Consider the following 20,258-nt stretch of genomic DNA (forward strand, 5'->3'; position numbering starts at 1 on the left):
GAGCGGGGTGAGACCATGTCGGAGGTGGCGCTCGTCCCGCTGCAGGCGGTCAGCGAGGAGACGATGCCGTACTACGACGCGGGAATAGCGGTCCCGCTACGCATCTCTATCGTCCGTCGAGAGCGGCGTTCCGTCGCGGGGAACCTTTTTTGAACCGTCCGTGGACGACCCAGCATGGCACGGGAGACGGCGGTCCGCCTCTCGAACGTCCGCAAGACCTACCAGTTGGGCGAGCCCGTCCACGCGCTCGACGGCGTCTCCCTCGAGGTCCCGCAGGGCTCCTACACCGCCATCATGGGGCCCAGCGGCTCCGGAAAGTCGACGCTGATGAACCTGGTGGGCTGTCTGGACACGCCGACGGCGGGCGAGGTCGTCGTGGGGGGTCGCGAAGTCGGGGCGCTCGGGGACCGCGAGCGAACCCGGCTCCGCGGAACGGCGGTCGGCTTCGTTTTCCAGACGTTCAATCTCATGCCGCGGCTGAACGCCCTCGAGAACGTGGCGCTCCCGCAGTTGTTCCAGAGCGTCGACCGGACGGAGCGCCGGCAGCGGGCGCGGGACCTGCTCGAGCGCGTCGGACTGGGTGATCGGGTTGATCACCTGCCGAACGAACTGTCGGGGGGCCAGCGCCAGCGGGTCGCGCTCGCGCGGGCACTGGTCAACGATCCCGCGATCGTGCTGGCCGACGAGCCGTCGGGAAACCTCGATACCGACACCGAAGCGGACATTCTGGACCTCTTCGACGAGTTTCACGAGGGCGGGACGACGATGCTCGTCGTCACGCACGAGCGCCACGTCGCCGAGCGAGCCGACCGGATCGTCCACCTGCTCGACGGGCGACTCGAGCGGATCGAAGCCCTCGACGGAGCCGTCGACGGCGCGTCGACGACGGATCCGGCGACGGGTCGAGAGTCGGAGTCGGGCGGTGATGCCGAATGAACCCGCTCGAGAGCCTGCGCCTCTCGTGGCGATCCATTCGCGGCCACAAGCTCCGGTCGGCGCTGACGACGCTGGGGATCGTGATCGGCATCGCGGCGGTCATCGCCTTCGTCACGCTGGGGGCGAGCCTGCAGGCGGGACTCATCGGCGACATCAGTCCCGACGACCAGCGAAACGTCTACGGGTGGGCCGCCGACCCCGACACCGAGGGCGGCCCGCTGGCGGGCGCGCAACCCGTCTTCACGCAGGACGACCTCGAGGCGGTCGAGGACCTCGAGGACGTCGAGGCAGCCTACGGCTACGCGACGATTCAGACGCAGGCGATCTCGAACGGCGAGGAGCAGGTTGCACAGGGGAACGGACTGATCGCCTCGGGGCCGTCGTACATCCGCGAGGAACGGGTAACGGAGGGCAGACAGTTCGAGATGGGCGAACGCGAGGCGGTGATCAACCCCGCGGCGGCGAACCAGTTCGAGGAGAACGTCACCGTCGGCGACGAACTCGCGGTGACGATCCTCGGCGGCGAGCGGACGACCCTCGAGGTGGTCGGCATCACCGACACCAACGAGGGACTGAGCCCGTTCGAAGGGTTCGAGTCCTCGCCGCGGGTCTACGTGCCGACCGATCCCTACTACGCCGAACAGGCGTCCGGGCTGGGGATCGGCGGCGGAGAGGGCGGAGACGGCGGAGACGGCGGTGGCGATGGCGGCGCTGGTGGTGGTGAGAGTACCGACGAGAGCGGCGACGACGCCCGCTTCCTCGCGATCATCGTCGAAGCCGAATCGACCGACCAGTCCGACATCGACGCCGCCCGGGAGAGCGCGACCGCCTACCTCGAGAGCGACGACTCCGACGCGAGCGAGTTGCTGGGCGACGACCTCGCGGTCACCTTCCAGACGAGTACGGAACTACTCCAACAGCTGCAGGACATCCTGGATCTCCTGCGGAACTTCATCGTCGGCATCGCGGCCATCTCCCTGCTGGTCGGCTCGATCGGCATCGCGAACATCATGCTCGTCAGCGTCACCGAGCGGACCCGCGAGATCGGCATCATGAAAGCCGTCGGCGCGCAGAACCGCGACGTGCTCGGCCTGTTCCTGACCGAGGCGGTGATCCTCGGCGTCATCGGTGCGATTTTGGGGACCGGACTGGGACTCCTCGCCGGCTATCTCGGCGCGCAGTATATCGAAATTCCGCTCGTCTACCCCCTCGAGTACGTCGCGCTCGCGATCGCCGTCGGCGTCCTCGTCGGGATCCTCGCGGGGCTGTATCCCGCGTGGCGGGCGGCGCGGACGGACCCGATCGACGCGCTCAGATACGAGTGACTCGAGCGCCGACGCCACCGACGTGGACCGCCCCGCCTATGACTCCCGATCGGGTTCGCGACCGCGCTCTCGGTCCCGGTCGCGGTCCGGATAACGGTCGCCCTCGAGACCGCCCGACGTGGTTCGATCCCGATCCCGACCCCGACCCTGATCCCGCTCGCGACCGCTGACACCCGTCGTCTCGGTCGGACGTGACGGCCGCCTCGATTCCGTATCGAGCCGGATCGTCTCCCGCGTGCGCCGTCGCTGGTCGGGATACTCGCGTGCGAGGTACGCGCCGAGATAGCCGCCCAAGAGCGCCGGGCCGACGGTATAGAAGAGGAGGAACAGCATGCCGCCGACGAGCAGGACCCAGAGGAACGCGACGCCCTCGAACGGCACACCGAAGCCGAGTCCCAACCCGAGGAACCCGAACACGAGCACCGCGCCACCCGCGATCGGAAGGAACGTGATCGCTCCGGCCAGCGTTCCGGCGATCGCCCCCGCTCGGCCGTCCGGCCCCTCGAGGAAGCCGGCGATCGCCCCGGCGAGCACGGTCGAGAAGGGGATGAACGAGAGGACGACGCCGACAACGGCTCCGATGATCGCGTTGATGAGCGTTCGACTGCTGGCCATACTGAACGAACGGTGGGGAGCGTGAAAATAGAGGGGGATTACGGGATCGCTATCCGACATCGAGAACCCAACGTCGTGTCGCCGACTACGGGTTCCGTCGGAGTGCCCCGGCGAGATCGAACCGGAACGACAGGACGGTACAGATCAGCAGAACGACGATCGCACCGAGATAGGCCTCCAACCCGAGGGTCTCGAGCATCCAGTCGGGGTCGAGAAAGCCGGATGCGATCACGACCATACAGAGAACTGCGATCCCCGTAACGAGGAGGGCGACCGGGAACGAGGTCTGGCGGCGCATACGTGGACGTTCTCTTCTGAGGCCATTAATTTAATGGACATAAGTGAGTCCATATTCATATCTCGGCCGGTCGCACGGAGCCGAGACGGGAATCGGAGCGTTCGACGGTCAGTCGTCGGCGACCGACGAACTCGACTCCTCGAAGGTCGTCTCCGTGTCGGCGGTCTCGTTCGGGGGGTCCTCGAGGTCGGACTCGATGATCTCGCCGAACGTGGCGTCGCTGTTGACCTCGTCGGCGAGCAGGTCGACGGCCTCGACGAAGACCGCGACGAGCAGCGGCCCGACGACGATTCCGATCGGACCGAGCGTGAAGAGGCCGCCGGTAAAGCCGACGAAGTAGAGGCTGCCGGGGAGGCCGGCGGAGCGGCGGGAGAGCCGCGGCCGGACGGCGATATCGGGGAGCCACGCGACGAGTCCGAGCCCCAAGACGCCGATCAGGGTCGCCGCGACGATGTCGCCGGCGGCGACGTGATAGACGGCGATCGGGGCGATGAGCATGCTCGGACCGATGATCGGGACGAACTGCAACACCGCGGCGACGATCGAGAGGGTCAGGGCCCCCTCGTAGCCGAGCACCCAGAACAGCGGGTAGGCGATGAGAAGCGTCGCGATCGAGGTCGCGACCTGCAGGACGTAGATCGCGTACAGCGTCTCGCGGGCCCGCGTCGTGAGCGCGTAGACGACATCCCGGTAGTCGTGGGGGATCGGCGCGACGGCGGCCCGGCCCGCCTCTTTGCCCTTGAGCAGAAGGCCGAAGAGGAGGACGACGAACAGCGCGAACTTGATCGCGAGCACCGGCAGTGCCAGCGCGAACGTGGTTGCAGCGTCCCTGAGATAGCCGACCGCCAGCGCCTGTACCTCGCCGGCCTCGATCGAGTACGTCGCCTCGAGAACGGTGATCGACAGCTCCCGCGGGAGCCCCTCGACGGCGTCGAGCACCTGCTCGGTGCGGAAGTAAAGGGTCACGACGATCGGCGAGAAGACCGCGATCGCGGCCACGAAGCCGACGACGGTCGCCGCGAGCGCGCCCAGCCACTCAGAGAGGCCCCGCCTGACGAGCCAGCGCTGGACGGGCATGAGGACGTAGGCGACCGTGAGCGCGAACAGGATCGTCCCGAGGACCTCGAGCAGGATACCGGCCGTAATGGCGCCGAGGAGGACGACGATTCCCGCGAGGATGTACCGGCGGCGTCCGTTCGCGCTCGAGTTTGTCCCGGTCGTCGGTCCAGTCACAGCAGTGAATCTTACCCGGAGAATAAAGTCTTTCGGCTCGAGCGACGGCGACCGAACGGAACGGCGTCGATCAGGGGCCTTAAGACCACCCGGTACAACCACCGCGTAATGAAACGACGAACGTTCGTCGGCGCGGTCGGCGGAAGCGCGGTCGCCGGCGTCGCCGGCTGTCTGACTCGCGATGGGGACGGTTCGGAGAACGAGGGCGGAAACGGCGATCCAGAACCGGAGAACCCGGACCTCGAGGGGGAGCTTCGGATCGCGACGTACGACTCGATGGTCAACGGGGAGAATCCGGCCGGTCCGTGGCTGAAGGAGGCCTTCGAGGAGGCCTACCCCGACGCCGAACTGACCTGGACGCTCCCGGAGAACGGCATCAACGACTACATCGATCGCGAACGGCAGAACGCCGATCTCGACGCCGACGTCTATCTCGGGGCCAACATCGACGACCTCGTCCGGATCGACGACACGCTCGACGACGGCGGCCTCCTCCGAGAACTCAACATCGACCGGATCGACAACGCCGAGCGCATCCGGGACGGACTCGATATGGGCGATCCACACGGCCGTGTGCTCGCCTACGACACGGGCTACATCTGTCTGGTCTACGACGAGAACGTGGTCGACGAACCCGAGACGCTCGAGGCGCTGACCGAACCGGCCTACGAAGACGCGCTGCTCGCCCAGAACGCACAGCGTTCGGATCCGGGCCAAGCGTTCCTGCTGTGGACGATCGACGCCGCCGGCGAGGACGGCTATCTCGACTACTGGCGCGACCTCGAGGACAACGGCGTTCGTATCCTCGAAGACTGGCGAGAATCGTACAACGCGTCCTACATGAACGGAGAGCGGCCGATGGTCGTCTCCTACTCGACCGATCAAGTGTTCGCCAACGAGTACGGCTACGACATGAGCCGTCATCAGATCGCGTTCCCAAACGATCAGGGGTACGCCAACCCCGAGGGGATGGGGATCTTCGAACGGGCGAGCGAACTCGATCTCGCCTACGAATTCCTCGACTTCGCCCTCTCGAACGACGCCCAGGCCGTCATCGCCCAGCGCAACGTCCAGTTCCCGGCGGTCGAGTCGGCATACGTCGACCTCGACGAGGAGTTCGACCAGTACGCCCACGTTCCGCCGGAGGCGGTGACGGTCGGCTACGACGACCTTCGGGGGAACCTCGACGGCTGGACGGAGGACTGGGCCCGCGAGTTCGCCGGCCGATAGGCCCGTGCTCCGATCGGATCGGTCCGGCCGGTTCGCCCGGCTTCGACGAGGGTCCGCCGCCGCTCGCGGCTGGCTCGAGCGCCACGCCCTTTCCCTGACGGCGCTCGCGACGGCCGCCGTCCTCGCCGTCATGCTCTATCTCCCGATCGGCGTCGTCTTCGTCAACGCCGTGGTCGACGACGGCGGGGCGACGCTCGCGTTCTTTCGCGAGGTCCTCACTGATCCGTTCTACGTCGGGGCGCTCGCGGACGTCTTCGCGGAGCCGCTTGCGGTCCGGCACCACCTCGAGTCGATCACCGGCTGGCTCGCGGCCGTCTCGGTGTCGATTTCGCTCGAGTACCCGCTTCCCGGCGTCCCGCTCCCGGTTCCAGTGCCAGGCCTCGAGACGCCGGGGGTGCGGACGGGGCTGTTCGGCTTCACCGCCTATCAGGCCGCGCTGTCGACGGTCGCGAGCGTCGCGCTCGGCCTGCCGGCGGCGTACGTGCTCGCGAACTACGAGTTCCGGGGGCGGCGAACGCTGCGCTCGCTGACGATCCTGCCGTTCGTGCTGCCGGGGATCATGGTCGCGGTCGGCTTCTACGCGATGTTCGGTCGCACGGGAACGCTCAATGGACTGCTCGGCGTCGCCGGACTCGGGCCGTACCCCTTCATCGAGTGGAATCCGCTCGCGATCGTCATCGTCGCCCACGCGTTCTACAACGCGCCGTTGGTGGCGCGAGTCACCGTCGCCGCGTGGGAGTCCGTCGACGCTCGGACCGTCGAAACCGCCCGCAGCCTCGGGGCGAGTCCGCGCCGCGCGTTCCGGGACGTGGTCGTCCCGCAGCTCCTGCCGGCGGTCCTGACCGGCGCGCTGTTGACGTTCATTTTCACCTTCATGACCTTCCCTATCGTGCTCGCGCTGGGCGGGCTACAGCTCGCGACCGTCGAGGTCTGGATCTACGATCGGGTCCGCCGGCTGGCCTACGCCGAGGCCGCGACGCTCGCGGTCCTCGAGACGATCCTCTCGCTTGCCCTGACCTACGCCTACCTCCGGTACGAATCCGCCCGGTCCGGGCTGGCTCGCGGAGCCAGCAACCCCGACAGAGAGCCGCTGTTTCCGGATTTCTGGACTGTGCTCTCGCCGCGACGGCTGGCGATCGTCGGCTACGGGCTCGTCGCCCTCGTCGTCTTCGTCGGCCCGATGGCGAGTCTCGTCATCGGAAGCGTCACCGGCGGGAACGGGTTCACGCTGGATCACTACGCGTTCCTGCTCGAGCGCCAACTCGAGGGGGCCGACTACCAGACGCTGCCGTGGGTCGCGATCCGGAACTCGCTCGTCTTCGGGGTTGCGACGCTGGCCGTGGCCGTGCCGATGGGCGTGGTCGTCTCGGTCGTGACGGTGCGTGCCGGCCGCGGCGGCGCGATCGTCGACACGCTGGCGATGGTGCCGCTCGCGGTCAGCGGGGTCGTCTTCGGGATCGGACTCCTGCAGGGGCTCGTCTTCGGGATTCCGCTGCCCGGCGGCTGGCGGTTTCAGGTGACGGGCGCGGTCGCCATCGTCTTCGCCCACGCCGTCGCAGCCTACCCCTTCGTCACCCGGAACGTCTCGCCGCTCCTGTCGACCCTCGACCCGGCGATGGTCGAGTCCGCACGCGCGCTCGGAGCCTCTCGGTACCGTGCACTCCGTGACGTGGAACTGCCGCTCGTGGCTAGCGGCATCGTCGCCGGCGCGGCCTTCGCCTTCGCCATCTCGATCGGCGAGTTCTCTTCGACGGTGATTTTGGCGGGCGGCAGCCAGTCCTACACCATGCCCGTCGCCGTCGAGCGCTACCTCGATCACCGCTCCGGCCCCGCCATCGCCATGGGGACGGTGCTGTTGGCCGTCACGGCCGCGAGTTTCGTCGTCGTTGACCGCGTCGGCGGGAGGTTCGAACGATGACAGCGCTTCGCCTCGAGGGCGTCTCGAAGGCCTACAGCGACACCGTCGCCCTCGAGGGCGTCGATCTCACCGTTCGCGACGGGGAGTTTTTCACCCTCGTCGGGCCCTCCGGCTGCGGGAAGACGACGACGCTGCGGACGATCGCCGGCTTCGAGGAGCCGACCGACGGCGCGGTCCGCTTCGATAGCCGGGAGATGACCGGCGTACCGCCCGAGCAGCGAGACGTCGGCGTGGTCTTCCAGAGCTACGCGCTGTTCCCCCACATGAGTGTCGCCGAAAACGTCGGCTATGGGCTCCAGTTCCGGGACCCGCCGGACGGGGCGACGGTCGACGACCGCGTCGCCGACCTCCTCGAGTTGGTCGATCTCGAGGAGATGGGCGAGCGCAGCCCCGAGCAGCTCTCGGGCGGCCAGCGCCAACGGGTGGCGCTCGCTCGAGCGCTCGCCCCGGCGCCGGATCTCCTCTTGCTCGACGAACCGATGAGCGCGCTCGACGCGCAACTTCGGGAGTCGCTACGCCGGCAAATCAAGCGGATTCAGTCGGAGCTCGAGATCACGACGGTCTACGTCACGCACGATCAGGCCGAAGCGTTGGCGATCTCGGACCGGCTCGCGGTCATGAACGACGGCGGAGTCGAGCAGGTCGGCCGACCGCAAGAGATCTATCGCGAGCCCGCGACCCGGTTCGTCGCCGAGTTCGTCGGGGACAACAACGTCTTCGACGGCGAGGTCCGCAGCCGCGAGGGCGAGTACTCACAGATCGATATCGGCGGCGAGACCTTCGCGGTGCCGTCGCTCCCTGAGGGAACCGACCGGGTCACGATCTGCGTGCGCCCGGGCGCGCTCTCGCAGTCCGCCGAGCGAAACCGGCTGACGGTGAGCGTCGAGACCAGCGAGTTCCTCGGCGAAACCGTCCGCGTCAACGGCCGGTGGAACGGCACCGAAATCGTCCTCCAGCGGCCGTCCGTCCCGGAGCGCGACGAACTGACGGTCGGGTTCGCGCCCGAGGGCGCACACGTCGTCGCTCGGCGCTGAGCCGGCGCAGGGAGACGCTCGCCGGAACTCGCAGGTGATCGCTTTTCCGCTCGAGTGTGCTATACACCCGCATGAAAATCACTCGTCAGCTCCGGATCGCCGTCGAGCGGAGAGAGATCGCGGTCGGGACCGAAGTCACCGTTCGCGTCCGCGATGACCGGCGACAGCCCGTCGAAGGGGCCCTCGTGACGACCGAGACGAAATCGATACGGACGGACGAGCGGGGGCTGTGTCGACTGCGGATCGACTCGCCCGGATACTGGAAGCTCGTCGCGGCGAAGTCCCCGAGCGAGCGCGTCGCGTACGAGCCGGCGTCGACGCTCGTTCGGGTGGTGCCGAGCGCGTCCAGACGCCGTCCGCGTCGGCACGTGGGTTCCCGATGAGGTGATCGCATCGCGCGACCGGCCCAGCGACTCGTCTCGGGGCTCGAGACGCGTTCAGTCGTCCGAACACGAGCAGACGGTCGAACGCCCGTCTCGGATGAGCGACGGATTGGCATGGCACACCGTTATCCCGGCCGCCACCGTATACGATAGCATGGCAGACACCAAGGACAGTCGGAACGATCAAGCCGACGACGCCGAAGAGCGTCAGCGCGAGCGGGAACTCGAGGAGGCCCTCGAGCGAGACGACGAGGACGAGCCGCCGCTCGACGAGGAGACGCGTGAGGCAGACGTCGACTCCGACGGAGATGAGCGGGACGAAGAGGATGCGACGGAGGAGTAGGAGTCGCTACGTCAGGCCCCAGAAGAACGCGATTCCAAAGACGGTCACGACGGAGAGCAGCAACTGCAGCGGCGCGCCGACGCGGACGAAGTCCATGAATTTGTAGCCGCCGGGGCCGTAGACGAACAGGTTCGTCTGGTAGCCGACGGGCGTGAGGAACGCCGTCGAGGCCGCGAACGTCACCGCCAGCACGAACGCGAAGGGGTTCGCGCCGATCTGGTCGGCGGTCTCGACGGCCACGGGGAGCATCAACACGACGCTCGCGTTGTTGGAGATGACGCCCGTGATGAGCCCCGTCGCGAGGTAGAACACCCAGAGGACGCCGAGGACCGGCAGATAGGCCCCCGTTGCGGCGACGAGACTCCCAAGTAGGTCCGCGCCGCCGGTCTGTTCGAGGGCCATGCCGAGGGGGATGATGCCGGCCAGCAGGAAGATCACGTCCCACTCGACGGCGTCATAGATCTCGGTCGGCTTGAGGACGCCCGTCGCGACCATCGCCACGACGCCCGCGAGCGCGGTCACGAGGATCGGCAAGGAGAGCGACGACATCGCCTCGAGCCCGGCGATACCGGTCGCGCCGGCGAGGGTCGCGCCGACCGCCCCCCACGGGACGGCGACGAAGCCGATGACGCCAGCCATGATCGCCGCCGCGTGGGGAATCTTCTCGGTCCGGTAGTCCGGCTCTTCGGGTTCGTGTGCGACGATGAAGTCGTCGTTCTGCGAGAGGCGATCGATGCTGTCCGGGGCTGCCTGCACCAACAGCGTGTCGCCGACGCGAATGCGGCGCTCGTCCATGTCCTCGCGGACCGTCTCGCCCCGGCTGCGGAAGGCCAGCACGGTCGCATCGTAGCGCTGGCGGAACGTCGAACTCTCGAGGGATTCGCCGACGAGGAACGAGCCGCGGGGGACGACCACTTCGACGAGGGTCCGATCCGGCACTTCGTCGGGCTCTAAGTCGTCGGCGGTCTCGGGACTGCCCGAGAGGGTGAGCGTTTCCCGGTCGACGAACTGCTGGACGGTGTCGCGGTCGGCCCGCAGTCGGAGCAGGTCGCCGGCCCGGATCGTCTTCTGACCGATCGGTTCGATGAACTCCTCGTCGTCGCGGACGACCTGGATGATGTCGGCGTCGAACTCGACGTGATCGATGGCGTCCGCGACGGTCGTGTCGACGATCGGCGAGTCGTCGTTGACGACGACCTCGGTCAGGTACTCCTCGATCGCGTACTCCTGTACGTAGTCCTCCTCGACGGGGACGCGCTCGGGCAACAGTCGGTGGCCGATCGTCATGAGATAGACGCTGCCGACGAGCAACACGATGATTCCGAGTTTGGTGAACTCGAACATCGAGAATGGATGATCGAGCAGGCGCGCGGAGACGTCGCTCGCGAGGATGTTCGTCGAGGTGCCGATGAGAGTGAGCATCCCGCCGAACATCGAGGCGTAGGAGAGCGGAATCAGGAGCTTCGAGGGAGAGGTCTTCCCCTTGTGGGCGATATCGGAGATGACGGGCACGAGGATGGCGACGACCGGCGTGTTGTTGATAAAACCGGAGATCGGACCGCTGACGCTGATCGTCGCGAGCAGCTGTTTGTCGAGGTCGTCGCCCGCGAACGCGGACATCTTGCGGCCGAGGATCTGGACGACGCCGGTCTGGCTGATCCCCGAACTGAGAATGAGCATCGCGAGGACGGTGATCGTCGCCGAATTGGAAAACCCCGAGGTCCCTTCGCCCGTCGAAATCTCGGTGAAGTTCACCACGCCGTCGGCCCCGAGCACCATCAACAGGACCATGATCAGGATGGCGGTCACGTCGATTGGCAGCCACTCGGTAATGAACAGCACCAGCGCGATGGCGATAATTCCGAACACGACCAGCATCTGGGGCGTCACCTCGAGGCCGCCGGAATCGGCGACCAGCGGAGCGACACCGATAGCTGACGGGGGCAGTCCGGACACAGTTACCAGGATGGATTCCCTGCCGGCCCCGCTTGAAGCCCCCGGTTCGAGACGGCTGTAGCCGGGCCTAAGCCCGGCCCGCGGTTCGATGCCCGCTACTGCGAGGCGAGTCGCGAGCGGAACCGCTCGAGGCCCACGTCGAGCATGTCGGGACTGACCGGCTGGAACTCGCTGTCCTCGGGCAGGTACGGCCGAACGGAGTCCCAGCTATCGCGGGCGTAGCGCTCGTCGAGCAGGACGCGAACGCCGACGTCGTCGGGACTGCGGATGACGCGGCCGATCGCCTGCCGGGCCTTCCGCACCGCGGGGACCGTCAGCGCGTAGGTGAAACCGTCGCCGAACTCGTCGTCGTAGGCCCGGCGAACAGCCTTGGTCCGCGGGCTCGAGGTGTTGACGATCGGAACACCGCAGACGACGGCCGCGGCGAGGCGGTCGCCGCTGTAGTCGACGCCCTCGGTCAGCGTGCCCCGGAGACTCGTGACGAGCACCTTCCCCTGGCCGGCGAAGAACTCGTCTTTGAGCGACTGGGTGGTCTCGTCGTCGCTGGCGGCGTCGAGCAGGACCGGCTTGTCGACGCGGTCCTCGAGTTCGCCGGCGACCCACTCGGCTTCGGCATAGCTGGGCATCCCGACGAGGACGTTCCCGGGGAGCCCTGCGACTTTCGCGATCGCGTTCGCGTAGGACCGGCGCGTCTGCGTGTCTTCGTCCCGGCCGCCGCGATTGTCGTAGGTGAACTTCGGCGCGGCGACGGCGAAGCTCTCGCGGTTCTCCGCGGGGAAGTGGAGCCCGTATCGGCGCTCGACGACCGGCCGGTCTTCCTCACGCTCGAGGTACTGGAGTCCGGTCACCTCGGTGAAGGCGTCCATCGGCTCGAGGGTCGCGCTCATCAGAATCCCGCCGCCAAACATGCCGAGCCGGTCACCGATCGCGTCGCTGGGCACGCAGTTGTGCAGGGCGAGCCGAGCGTTATAGGCTCGTCGCCACGAGTCCGGCGGCTCGGTGTCGTCCCACGTCCGCTCGAGTTCGATCTCCCGGAAGTAGTCGGTGTGACCCCGGCGGTACCACTCGCCGAGCACGCGGCCGACGGCGGGCGCGGCGCGGGTTCGGTCCTCGTCTTCGGCCTCGTTCAGGACCCGCTCGACGACCGCGCCGACGGCCTCGGCGCGGACCCACTCCGCGTCGCCGTGTCCCGCGTTCTTCGCCCACTCCGTGAGTTCGTCTTCGGTGGGGACACCGGGATCGCGGAGCGGGATCTCCTCGTCGCGGAGATCGTTCAGGTTCGACTGCCAGCCCCGGTAGTTCCGGTCGAGGTGTGCGGTGACCCGCCGGTCGAGTTCCTCGCGGAGGTCCTGGACGAACTCGAGGGTTCGATTGAGTTCCTCGAACGAGACGTCGCTGTCGTTCAGTTCCCCGCGGACGAGGTCGGCATCGGCGGTTTTCGAGCCACCTTCGGCCTGTCGGCCCTCGCGTTCGAACGTGATCGGCTGGATGACCCGCGAGAGTTCGGTTTCGGCGTCACGGAGGGTGCGGTCGGCGATCCCTTCGCTGACCAGATCGCGAACGCGGGGCTCTAACATGTGGGCTTCGTCGCAGACGACGAACGTCGACTCGTCCAGTAGTGCGCCAGTAAAGGAGCCGACCGTCCGGGGATCGAAGGCGTGATAATAATTCCCGATCACGACCTCGACCTCGCCGAGGGCGGCCCCCATCACGGAGTGCGGACAAGTGCCGTGTTTGACCGAGCGAGCGACCAGTTCCTCGGGCGTGACCATTCCCGCGTCGGTGAAATCGTAGGGAACCGCTTCCGCGGCCGAGCCGTCCTCCTCCTCTTCGGGCAGGTCCTCGAGATACTGTGCGTAGAACGGACAGTACTCGGTTTCGGCCCCGACGGGGCCGCCCTCGCCGTACTCCGGAAGATCTGGCGGGTACGGCGTGGGTTCGCCCGCCGTCTCGAGGAACGTGTTTTTCGACCGGCTACCGCTGTCGGCCAGCCCGATCTGCTGGCTCCGGGCGCGGGCGGCCAAGTTTTTGGCCGTCGTGTCGCCGGCCTCGCCGGTGAGATCGCGGGTTCGGTCCCGCAGGGTCTCACAGCGGTCGTAGACGTTGCCGTCGTCGATCCCCGCCGCGTTCTCTCGGTTGTACGGACAGACATCGGCCTTCCCGACGAGCGTGAGTCCCGAAATCGGGTCCCAGTCGGCGGGCAGGTTGTCGTTGATCGTCTCGAGATCCGCTTCGAACTGGCGCAGTTGCTGTTTGACGCTCGTGAGCACGAGCACGCGTTCGTAGTCGGTGTCCGGATCGCGCACGAGGTCGATCCCCGCGGTGAGCGCGATCATCGTCTTCCCGGTGCCACAGGCCCCTTCGATGACGGTGTAGCCGCCCTCTCGGCCGGTGTCGATGGCCGTCTCGATACCGTCGACCTGCGGCTCGTAGGGCTGGGTGTGGCCGAACACCGTCCGCCAATTCGTCATTCTCTCCGTACTCATCGTCGGTCGTCCATAGCGTTGACGGACTCGAATAGCCGCGTCATGTGGGATAAATGTCCGGAGCGGATGTCGGGAGCGAGTATCGAGTTGTCGGCGGTTGCTCGGGCGACTCGAAACGACGGTCCGACAGTACCACCGACGCCACGCACCGGTTGCTGCCAGCGTGACCCTTTAACCACCAGAGTTCCTACGGCCGTCTGTGAAGGTTCCCCAATCCCTCGAGAACGTCGACCAAGACGCGGTCATCCGTACGTTCGAGTACGGCGACGGTAGCATCATCGCGGTCGATTTCGGTAGTTCGGCCGCAGACACCTCGGTCGACATCGTCGGCTCGACCGCGATCATCGTGGCGGACGGCGAGCAGTTCGAGTTCGAGCTCCCGCCTGAGGCGAGCGATGTCTCCGCGCGAAACGGCGTCCTCACGATCGAAGAGTAGCGACCGCTACGACCGACTGCGGCGAGGACGAGCGATCGATTGGCCACTGTTTTGTGTTTTGACCGGGTCGACCCGTGACCGAGCCGGCTGGTATTTCGAAACGGGACCGAAGCGCAACGCCTTCCCCGGTCCGTCGACTACTTCGGCTATGAGCGATTCTATCGACGTCGACCGCTGGCGCGACGAACTCGAGTCGAAACGCGCCGAGAAAGACGAGTTCTTCGCCGACCATCCCCAGTCGCCGATCCCGCCCGAAGAGCGCGAGGACTTCGAGGGGCTCGACTACTTCGACCCGGACCCGACCTACCGCGTGACCGCGACGGCGCGAGTCCACGAAGAGCCCGAGGTCGTGCTGATCGACACCACCGCGGGCCGCGAGATGCGCTATCTCCGCGTCGCGACGCTGGAGTTCGACCTCGACCGCGAAAACGAGGACCTAGAAGACGGCACGTTCGAATTGGCGGCCTACCGGCAGGAGAGCCCGAACGAACAGCCGCTGTTCGTCCCGTTCCGCGACAAGACGACGGGCCAGCAGACCTACCAGGGCGGCCGGTACATGGAACTCGAGCCGACGGGCGACCTCGCGGACGGCGACGAAATCGTCGTGGACTTCAACCTCGCGTACTCCCCGTTTTGCGCCTACAGCGATACCTTCGACTGTCCGCTCCCTCCCGAGGAGAACTGGCTCGAGGTAACGATTCCGGCCGGCGAACGGGACGACTAGCGCGAGCGACCGGCCTCGGGAACGAGACGGCAACTCGAGTGACTCTCGATTACGTGTGTGCGAGGGGCGTTTCGACTCGAACCACCGGACGTGTTACGGGCTGTACGCGGCGAATCGAAGGCTCGAGTCGAAATCAGGGGGTTTTCGCTGACAGGTCGGTGACAACGACCGAGTACGAAATGCTCACGGGGCGACGCCGACGGTGAGCAACGTCCCGAACTCGCGATAGCGTTCGACCATGTCCTCGCGACTGTCCCAGTCCTCAGTGGGGAACTCGGCCTCGCTGGGGATAGTGATCTCTCGATCGGGGATATTGTCCTGTTCGGCGACGGCCAGCCCCGCATCCTGGAAGGCCTCGCGGTACTGCCGGCGATCCCAGCGGGTCATCTCGATCGCGATGAACTCCTGCCACTCGTGGGAGTGGACGTTCTCTTCGTAGTAGTTCACGGCGCAGTAGAACGTGCCGCCGGGTCGGAGGACGCGGGCGATCTCCTCGAGGGTATGGTGGGGGTCCGCCGCGTAATAGAACGCCTCCATGCTCCAAATGTGATCGATGGAGTCGTCAGCGAACGGCAACTCGTCGAAGTCGCCGACGAGGTACCCGACGTTCGGATCGTCCGTGTAGCCCGCGGCGTTGCGGGCCATCTCCGGCGAGCCGTCGAGGCCGTAGATCCGGCCGGCGCCCTTGGTATCCCGGAGCGCTCGGCCGGCGTAGCCGCTCCCGCAGCCGAGATCGAGCACGGTGTCGCCGGACTCGACGGGCATCCGGGCGAGCGCGTATTTTGCGGTGTGCCAGTGGCGCTCCTCCATTCCTCTATCGCGGCCGCTCGCCGCCCAGTCGTCGAACTCCTCGCGTACGCTCATATGGAAAACATGGGCCCCGCGGGCCTAAACGCGTTCCCATCGGCCGCGCCACTCGGCCGCGCCACTCGAGTCAGCCCCACCGTTCTCACCGAGCGGAGAACCACCGATAGATACTTTAGGCTAGCCTAAAAACTAGGAGGTGAAGGGTCGTCGGTACTCGAAATCCGCGGGCATCCGGATTTCGTGTCACGCTCGGTGAGTCCGCTGTCCCAACCCCTCGCCAGTTTTTCAGACCCTTCCTCCACTCACCGGAGTTCCCACGCCGACCGTCAGCCGCGACTCCGTCGGAACGGACATCCGCACGCTTAAGGGAGTTCCCAAAGTTGTTGACGCCAATATGGACTACACGCTTGAAATAGACGGCACCCCGGACACGATACCGGGCGGGACCGGCGTGCTCCTCCTCCACCCGAGCACCGGAGAGACCGACCGCATCGACACCGATTTCCTCAAGACCGATACCGACAACTTCCTCGTCATCTCCACGCGAACCACCGCCCGCGAAGTCAGACAGAAACTCGAGCACTACGACGTCGACGAGGAGTGCGCCGAAATCTTGGATACGCTCAGCATCGAACGCGGCTACTCGCGGCGCTCGAGCGAGACCGTCCACTACGTCGCCGCACCCGACGACATCGACGGCATCGTCGAACACATCGACGGCTTCCTCGACGACCACGACGGCAAACTCCGCATCAGCTTCGACTCCGTCACCGAACTCGCCTACTACGCCGGCGACGAACAGGCGCTCGAGGCCGTCGAGCGAATTCTCGAACTGCTCGCGGACCACGACGCGGTCGGTCTCTTTCATCTCTCGGAGGAACCCCACGACGAGGCGGTCGTCGACGAGTTCCGCGGACTGTTCGACGGTATCATCGACCTCGACGAGGACGGCAGCGTCGACGCCGAGTTCTGAACGCGAGCGCCACGCGATTCTCAGGGTCCGACCTGCCACGGCAACTGAATCTACCCCGTAGCGATTTCCGCCACCACGATAGCGAGAGTCCCGTTTTCCGAGTGCGATCCGTACGAGAACACTGGACTCACAGATCGTCGGTGCTCGGATACGCCCGGTCGAAAAACGACGATAGAAACGGCGAACTGTCGTCGGTTACTCGTCCGCGAGGGAGTCGAACGTCTTCTCGGCCCACCGAATCGCGTACTCGGGGCCGTGGTCGAGATAGGCCTCGGTGTCCAGTGCGGCGAAGGGGGCCGGTAGTTCGATCGCGTGTTTGATCGCGGCACACGCGAGTTCCGTCGCGTCCGCGAACTCGGTGTCGCCGCGCGCGACCGCACGCGGAAGCCCCGAGACGCGGTCCTCGAGTCGGGTCCCCGCGTCCTGCCACGCGTCGGCGAGTTCGGGATGGTCGTCGTGCCACTCCGCGAAGACCTCGCGGGTCTGGAGCCCGACCCAGCCGTCGTACAGCGCCGCGGCGACCTGATAGGTGCCGTTGGGATCGAGCTCGACCGCCCGGTCGAAGTCGCGGTACGATTCCTCGAAGAAGCCGACGAAGTGTTCGGGAAGATCGAGATCGACCTGGACGAGCGCCTCGGCGATCAGAAAGTCAACGAACGCGTCGGGAGAGCCCTCGACGCGCGGTTTGACCAGCACGACCGGCGGTTGGGTCTGTCGGGTCCAGACGACGCTGCCGTCGCCCGGCATCCCGATCGTGAGATCCGACCCGGCGTAGCGGGCGAGCAACGCCGGGGCGTCGTCGGGCAACCACTCGGCGGGATAGCTCGCGGGCTCGAGTGCGTCGACGAGAAGCCCGAGATCCTCGGCGAGCGCCGGGTTCAGCGTCTCGAAGTCGCGCTCGCAGTCGAGGACCTGTACGTCGGGGACGCGGGCCTCCCGGACAGCCTCGACCCGGTCCGAGAGCGCTCGAGCCTCGAACATCAGGCGAACGCGTTCTGGAAGACGAGCAGAATCGACAGCAGCGCCGATGCGGCGACCGTGGTGAGAACGACCTTGGTTGCGGTGCTCATGTGCGTGGGGTCGTCTCCGCGTCGCTTAAATCCATCTGTCTCCGCTCAGTGTGCCGCCTCTCCGTGCGCCACGAGAGCGCTCTCCTCGGTTTCGCTCGAGCGCTCGAGCGAGTCGGACGCAGGGGAGTCGGCGATGTGAACTGGCCGTCATTTCGTGTGGAGCGAACCGTTTGCGGAGACGGATTGTCCCGATCGATCAACGGAGAAGCGCAGTCGAAACGCTCCGGTGTTCTCACGAGCCGTCCGGAGACACGACGGCGTCCGCGGCGAAGTTGATGCGGGCAGCGAGCGGAGCGTGAACCGGGCCGCTCAGTCCTCGCCGTCGTCGCCGGCGTGCCACGAATCCGGCACGTCGATCACGTACCGCCCGTCTTCCTGCAAGGAGATGATGTACTCGTCGCGGTTGTAGAGTTCCATCAGGTTGAGTTCGTACTGTCCCGGGCGAACGATCTTGATGCTCTCGAACTGCTCGTTGAGCTCCGCCCGGAGTTCTTCGATCGACGGGCGCTGGCCGCTCGGTTCGCTGACGACGCGCCCGTGCTCCGGGGGCTGGTCGTCGTCGGCCCCAGTTCCGGTCGCGGCTTCGGTCTCGGGTCCGGTTTCGGTGTGCGTATCGGCGATACGTCCGGCGTCGGGATCGCGTTCGGACCCGTCTCGGCCGGACGTCTCGGAATCACGACCGGGCGTCTCGGAATGTGACGGAAGATCGTCCGAGGGAACGACTGCGCTCCGGGCGTCGGCCTGTGCCGAATTCTCGTCGTCCGCCATCGTAGCCGTCGGCCCGCTCGAGGGTTGGTCCGGCCAGTCGCCGTCGGACCGCGTTCGATCGGCCGACCCCGCCTCGGTCGCCGCGTCAGCGGCCGTCTCGTCCGGCGACCCGGATCGATCCTCGGGGCGTCGAGCCGTCTCCGGCCACTCGTCGAACTCGCCGTCCGGCGACGTGTCCGACTCCGGAGCGGCGGCGTCCTCGCTCGCAGGCCACGACTGATTCGCTGCGGCTGCCGACGTCGCGGTCGAGTCGTCCGAACGCGATCGCTCGGCGGCGTCGGTCGTCGGCTCGTCGCCGGAACCGGTCGACATCCAGTCGCGAACCGTCTCCGCGGCTCGAGTCGCGACGCCGTCCGACTCGCCGGCCGAGGATTGTGCCGAAGTACTCGCGGTGTCGACCGATCCCGAGTCGTCGGTGTCCGTCTCGGTTCCGGCGGACGATTCGGCTGCGGCCGTCGCGGTCGGCGCGAACTGGAACTTGTTCCCGCCGCAGTCGGGACAGCCCGACAGCATCTCCTTGGAGCCGTCGGCGAACGTCCGGCCGCAGTTCGTACACTGATGCGGCATTAGTTACGGGACACGAGCGCGCTGATGAGCGTTTCGTCCTTGTGGAGCGTCTCGATCTGATTCGCCGGGCCGATCACCGTCAGCTTCGCTTCCGTCTCGTCACCCCCCATGATGCGGCCGAGCAGCGACGAGTCGCGGGTCTCGGATTTGGGGTACGTCTCGATCTCGATCCCGTTGAACTCGTCGGGGCTGATCTCGGCCATCGTGACCTCGATGAGCCGACTCTCCTCGTCGGGAGTGAGCCCTTCCTCGAGGATGACGATGTTGCCGTCGTGGACGCCGTCCAAGATCATCCTGATCTTCTCCATCGTCGCCATCCCGTCCATGCGCTCGCCGCTGATCAGGTCGATCTGCACGCCGTCGGGTGCGTCCGAATCATCCGCATTGGTAGCTTTTGGCATCGTAATCACCCGAAGTACTCCGCGATATTGTCGTACACTTCGTCCATGTTCTCGCCTTCCTTCGCGGACAGCGGCACCGTCTTGTGCTGCGGGAAGGCGTCCTCGATCCGCTTGACGCTCGATTCGTCGAGGTCGATCTTGTTCGCGAAGATGAGGACGGGGAGATCGCGGGACTCGATGATGCCGATTAGCATCGTATTGACCTGTGTGATCGGGTCCTCCGCGCTGTCTAGCACGTAGATGACGCCGTCGACGTCCTCCCGCAGCCAGTGCATCGCTTCGGCAACACCTTCGGTCGCTTCGCGGGAGCGTCGAATGGCGTCGTCTTTCTCCATCTCATCGGTGAACTCTTCGTAGTCGACCTTCGTCGTCACACCCGGTGTGTCGACGATGTCGATGGTCACCGTCTTCCCGTTCCGTTCGATCTCGACGTTTTCTTTTCTGCGTGCGCGACGCGTCTCGTGAGGGACGTGGCTCTCCGCGCCGACCGCGTCACCAGTCCAGTCACGCGCGATCCGGTTCGCGAGCGTCGTCTTGCCGGCGTTCGGCGGACCGTAGATACCGATTCGTTTGGGCTCCTGTTCCGAAAACAGGCGATCCGTAGCCCGAGAGATACTATCTTTGAGTTCTGTGAACAGTCCCATCGTGGGGGCCTCCAGCACCGCGGGGTGCAGTTGCGCGTACTACAAACTGGACTCACTTAAGCCTACGTCAGACATGTAGACAATTCGATGTGAAAGAGTTGTTAGTAGCCG

At 66.4% G+C, this 20,258-nt stretch carries 22 protein-coding genes; 11 read left to right on the forward strand and 11 right to left on the reverse strand.

All coding sequences use genetic code 11. From position 1 onward, the window contains the following. The first annotated feature begins 15 nt into the window (after positions 1-15). Genes FEJ81_RS23425 through FEJ81_RS18460 form a run of 3 tightly spaced genes read left to right on the forward strand, consistent with a single transcriptional unit; the run spans position 16 to position 2,261 of the window. Positions 16-153, forward strand: a complete 138-nt coding sequence (locus FEJ81_RS23425) for a hypothetical protein (RefSeq protein WP_175416474.1) — start codon at positions 16-18, stop codon at positions 151-153. A 21-nt stretch (positions 154-174) separates the two neighbouring features. Continuing rightward, positions 175-936, forward strand: a complete 762-nt coding sequence (locus FEJ81_RS18455; RefSeq protein WP_138246661.1) for an ABC transporter ATP-binding protein — start codon at positions 175-177, stop codon at positions 934-936. Further along, positions 933-2,261: an ABC transporter permease gene (locus FEJ81_RS18460; RefSeq protein ID WP_138246662.1), complete on the forward strand. Its 1,329-nt coding sequence runs from the start codon at positions 933-935 to the stop codon at positions 2,259-2,261. The genes FEJ81_RS18455 and FEJ81_RS18460 overlap by 4 nt, the downstream gene beginning before the upstream one ends. A 36-nt stretch (positions 2,262-2,297) precedes the next feature. On the opposite strand, the gene FEJ81_RS18465 is transcribed toward FEJ81_RS18460, so the two are convergent. From FEJ81_RS18465 to FEJ81_RS18475, 3 genes are all read right to left on the reverse strand, one after another. Beyond that, the gene (locus FEJ81_RS18465; RefSeq protein ID WP_138246663.1) at positions 2,298-2,876 is read right to left on the reverse strand and encodes a DUF5518 domain-containing protein; all 579 of its coding nucleotides are present in this window, start codon (positions 2,874-2,876) and stop codon (positions 2,298-2,300) included. Positions 2,877-2,961: 85 nt separating this feature from the next. Further along, a complete protein-coding gene (locus FEJ81_RS18470) occupies positions 2,962-3,174 on the reverse strand; it encodes a hypothetical protein (protein ID WP_138246664.1) in 213 nt (70 codons plus the stop codon). A 108-nt stretch (positions 3,175-3,282) separates the two neighbouring features. Continuing rightward, on the reverse strand, positions 3,283-4,407 hold the full coding sequence (locus FEJ81_RS18475) for an AI-2E family transporter (protein WP_138246665.1): 1,125 nt from the start codon (positions 4,405-4,407) through the stop codon (positions 3,283-3,285). A 108-nt stretch (positions 4,408-4,515) separates the two neighbouring features. Between FEJ81_RS18475 and FEJ81_RS18480 the strand changes: the two genes are divergently transcribed. The 5 genes from FEJ81_RS18480 (at position 4,516) to FEJ81_RS18500 (ending at position 9,315) form a co-directional block, all read left to right on the forward strand. After that, on the forward strand, positions 4,516-5,637 hold the full coding sequence (locus FEJ81_RS18480) for a thiamine ABC transporter substrate-binding protein (RefSeq protein WP_138246666.1): 1,122 nt from the start codon (positions 4,516-4,518) through the stop codon (positions 5,635-5,637). A 4-nt stretch (positions 5,638-5,641) separates the two neighbouring features. Beyond that, positions 5,642-7,555 carry an ABC transporter permease gene (locus FEJ81_RS18485; RefSeq protein WP_138246667.1) on the forward strand — a complete coding sequence of 638 codons (1,914 nt, stop codon included), beginning with the start codon at positions 5,642-5,644 and terminating at the stop codon, positions 7,553-7,555. Then, complete coding sequence (locus FEJ81_RS18490; protein WP_138246668.1) at positions 7,552-8,589, forward strand: ABC transporter ATP-binding protein; 1,038 nt, start codon at positions 7,552-7,554, stop codon at positions 8,587-8,589. Before FEJ81_RS18485 ends, FEJ81_RS18490 begins: the two co-directional genes overlap by 4 nt. A 71-nt stretch (positions 8,590-8,660) precedes the next feature. Continuing rightward, positions 8,661-8,972, forward strand: coding sequence for a DUF4198 domain-containing protein (locus FEJ81_RS18495; RefSeq protein WP_138246669.1), 312 nt, complete (start codon positions 8,661-8,663; stop codon positions 8,970-8,972). 154 nt (positions 8,973-9,126) lie between these two features. Then, positions 9,127-9,315, forward strand: coding sequence for a hypothetical protein (locus FEJ81_RS18500; RefSeq protein WP_138246670.1), 189 nt, complete (start codon positions 9,127-9,129; stop codon positions 9,313-9,315). A 6-nt stretch (positions 9,316-9,321) separates the two neighbouring features. Here the strand turns inward: FEJ81_RS18500 and FEJ81_RS18505 are convergent, their stop codons facing one another. Further along, positions 9,322-11,193 carry an SLC13 family permease gene (locus FEJ81_RS18505; protein ID WP_138246827.1) on the reverse strand — a complete coding sequence of 624 codons (1,872 nt, stop codon included), beginning with the start codon at positions 11,191-11,193 and terminating at the stop codon, positions 9,322-9,324. Positions 11,194-11,366: 173 nt separating this feature from the next. Then, a complete protein-coding gene (locus FEJ81_RS18510) occupies positions 11,367-13,742 on the reverse strand; it encodes an ATP-dependent DNA helicase (RefSeq protein WP_138246828.1) in 2,376 nt (791 codons plus the stop codon). A gap of 214 nt (positions 13,743-13,956) precedes the next feature. Between FEJ81_RS18510 and FEJ81_RS18515 the strand changes: the two genes are divergently transcribed. Both FEJ81_RS18515 and FEJ81_RS18520 read left to right on the forward strand, forming a co-directional pair. Next, on the forward strand, positions 13,957-14,193 hold the full coding sequence (locus tag FEJ81_RS18515) for a DUF7127 family protein (RefSeq protein WP_138246671.1): 237 nt from the start codon (positions 13,957-13,959) through the stop codon (positions 14,191-14,193). Positions 14,194-14,341: 148 nt separating this feature from the next. Then, on the forward strand, positions 14,342-14,917 hold the full coding sequence (locus tag FEJ81_RS18520) for a DUF1684 domain-containing protein (RefSeq protein WP_138246672.1): 576 nt from the start codon (positions 14,342-14,344) through the stop codon (positions 14,915-14,917). A gap of 183 nt (positions 14,918-15,100) precedes the next feature. Here FEJ81_RS18520 and FEJ81_RS18525 read toward each other — a convergent pair whose 3' ends face one another. Further along, entirely contained in the window at positions 15,101-15,781 is a 681-nt protein-coding gene (locus FEJ81_RS18525) for a class I SAM-dependent methyltransferase (protein WP_138246673.1), read from the reverse strand. A 337-nt stretch (positions 15,782-16,118) separates the two neighbouring features. Here FEJ81_RS18525 and FEJ81_RS18530 point away from each other — a divergent pair, with 337 nt between their 5' ends. Next, on the forward strand, positions 16,119-16,697 hold the full coding sequence (locus FEJ81_RS18530) for a DUF7090 family protein (RefSeq protein ID WP_138246674.1): 579 nt from the start codon (positions 16,119-16,121) through the stop codon (positions 16,695-16,697). Between the two features lie 195 nt (positions 16,698-16,892). Here the strand turns inward: FEJ81_RS18530 and FEJ81_RS18535 are convergent, their stop codons facing one another. From FEJ81_RS18535 to FEJ81_RS18550, 5 genes are all read right to left on the reverse strand, one after another. Continuing rightward, positions 16,893-17,678 carry a DUF7089 family protein gene (locus tag FEJ81_RS18535; RefSeq protein ID WP_138246675.1) on the reverse strand — a complete coding sequence of 262 codons (786 nt, stop codon included), beginning with the start codon at positions 17,676-17,678 and terminating at the stop codon, positions 16,893-16,895. Next, positions 17,678-17,767, reverse strand: a complete 90-nt coding sequence (locus FEJ81_RS24540) for a hypothetical protein (RefSeq protein ID WP_463605658.1) — start codon at positions 17,765-17,767, stop codon at positions 17,678-17,680. Before FEJ81_RS24540 ends, FEJ81_RS18535 begins: the two co-directional genes overlap by 1 nt. Positions 17,768-18,076: 309 nt before the next feature. Continuing rightward, entirely contained in the window at positions 18,077-19,102 is a 1,026-nt protein-coding gene (locus FEJ81_RS18540; protein ID WP_138246676.1) for an OapC/ArvC family zinc-ribbon domain-containing protein, read from the reverse strand. Then, a complete protein-coding gene (locus FEJ81_RS18545; protein ID WP_090618424.1) occupies positions 19,102-19,503 on the reverse strand; it encodes a DUF2073 domain-containing protein in 402 nt (133 codons plus the stop codon). The genes FEJ81_RS18540 and FEJ81_RS18545 overlap by 1 nt, the downstream gene beginning before the upstream one ends. Before the next feature lie 5 nt (positions 19,504-19,508). Beyond that, a complete protein-coding gene (locus FEJ81_RS18550) occupies positions 19,509-20,147 on the reverse strand; it encodes an Era-like GTP-binding protein (RefSeq protein WP_138246677.1) in 639 nt (212 codons plus the stop codon). Positions 20,148-20,258 lie beyond the last annotated feature (111 nt).

Source organism: Natrinema versiforme, from assembly GCF_005576615.1.
GTDB lineage: Archaea > Halobacteriota > Halobacteria > Halobacteriales > Natrialbaceae > Natrinema > Natrinema versiforme_A.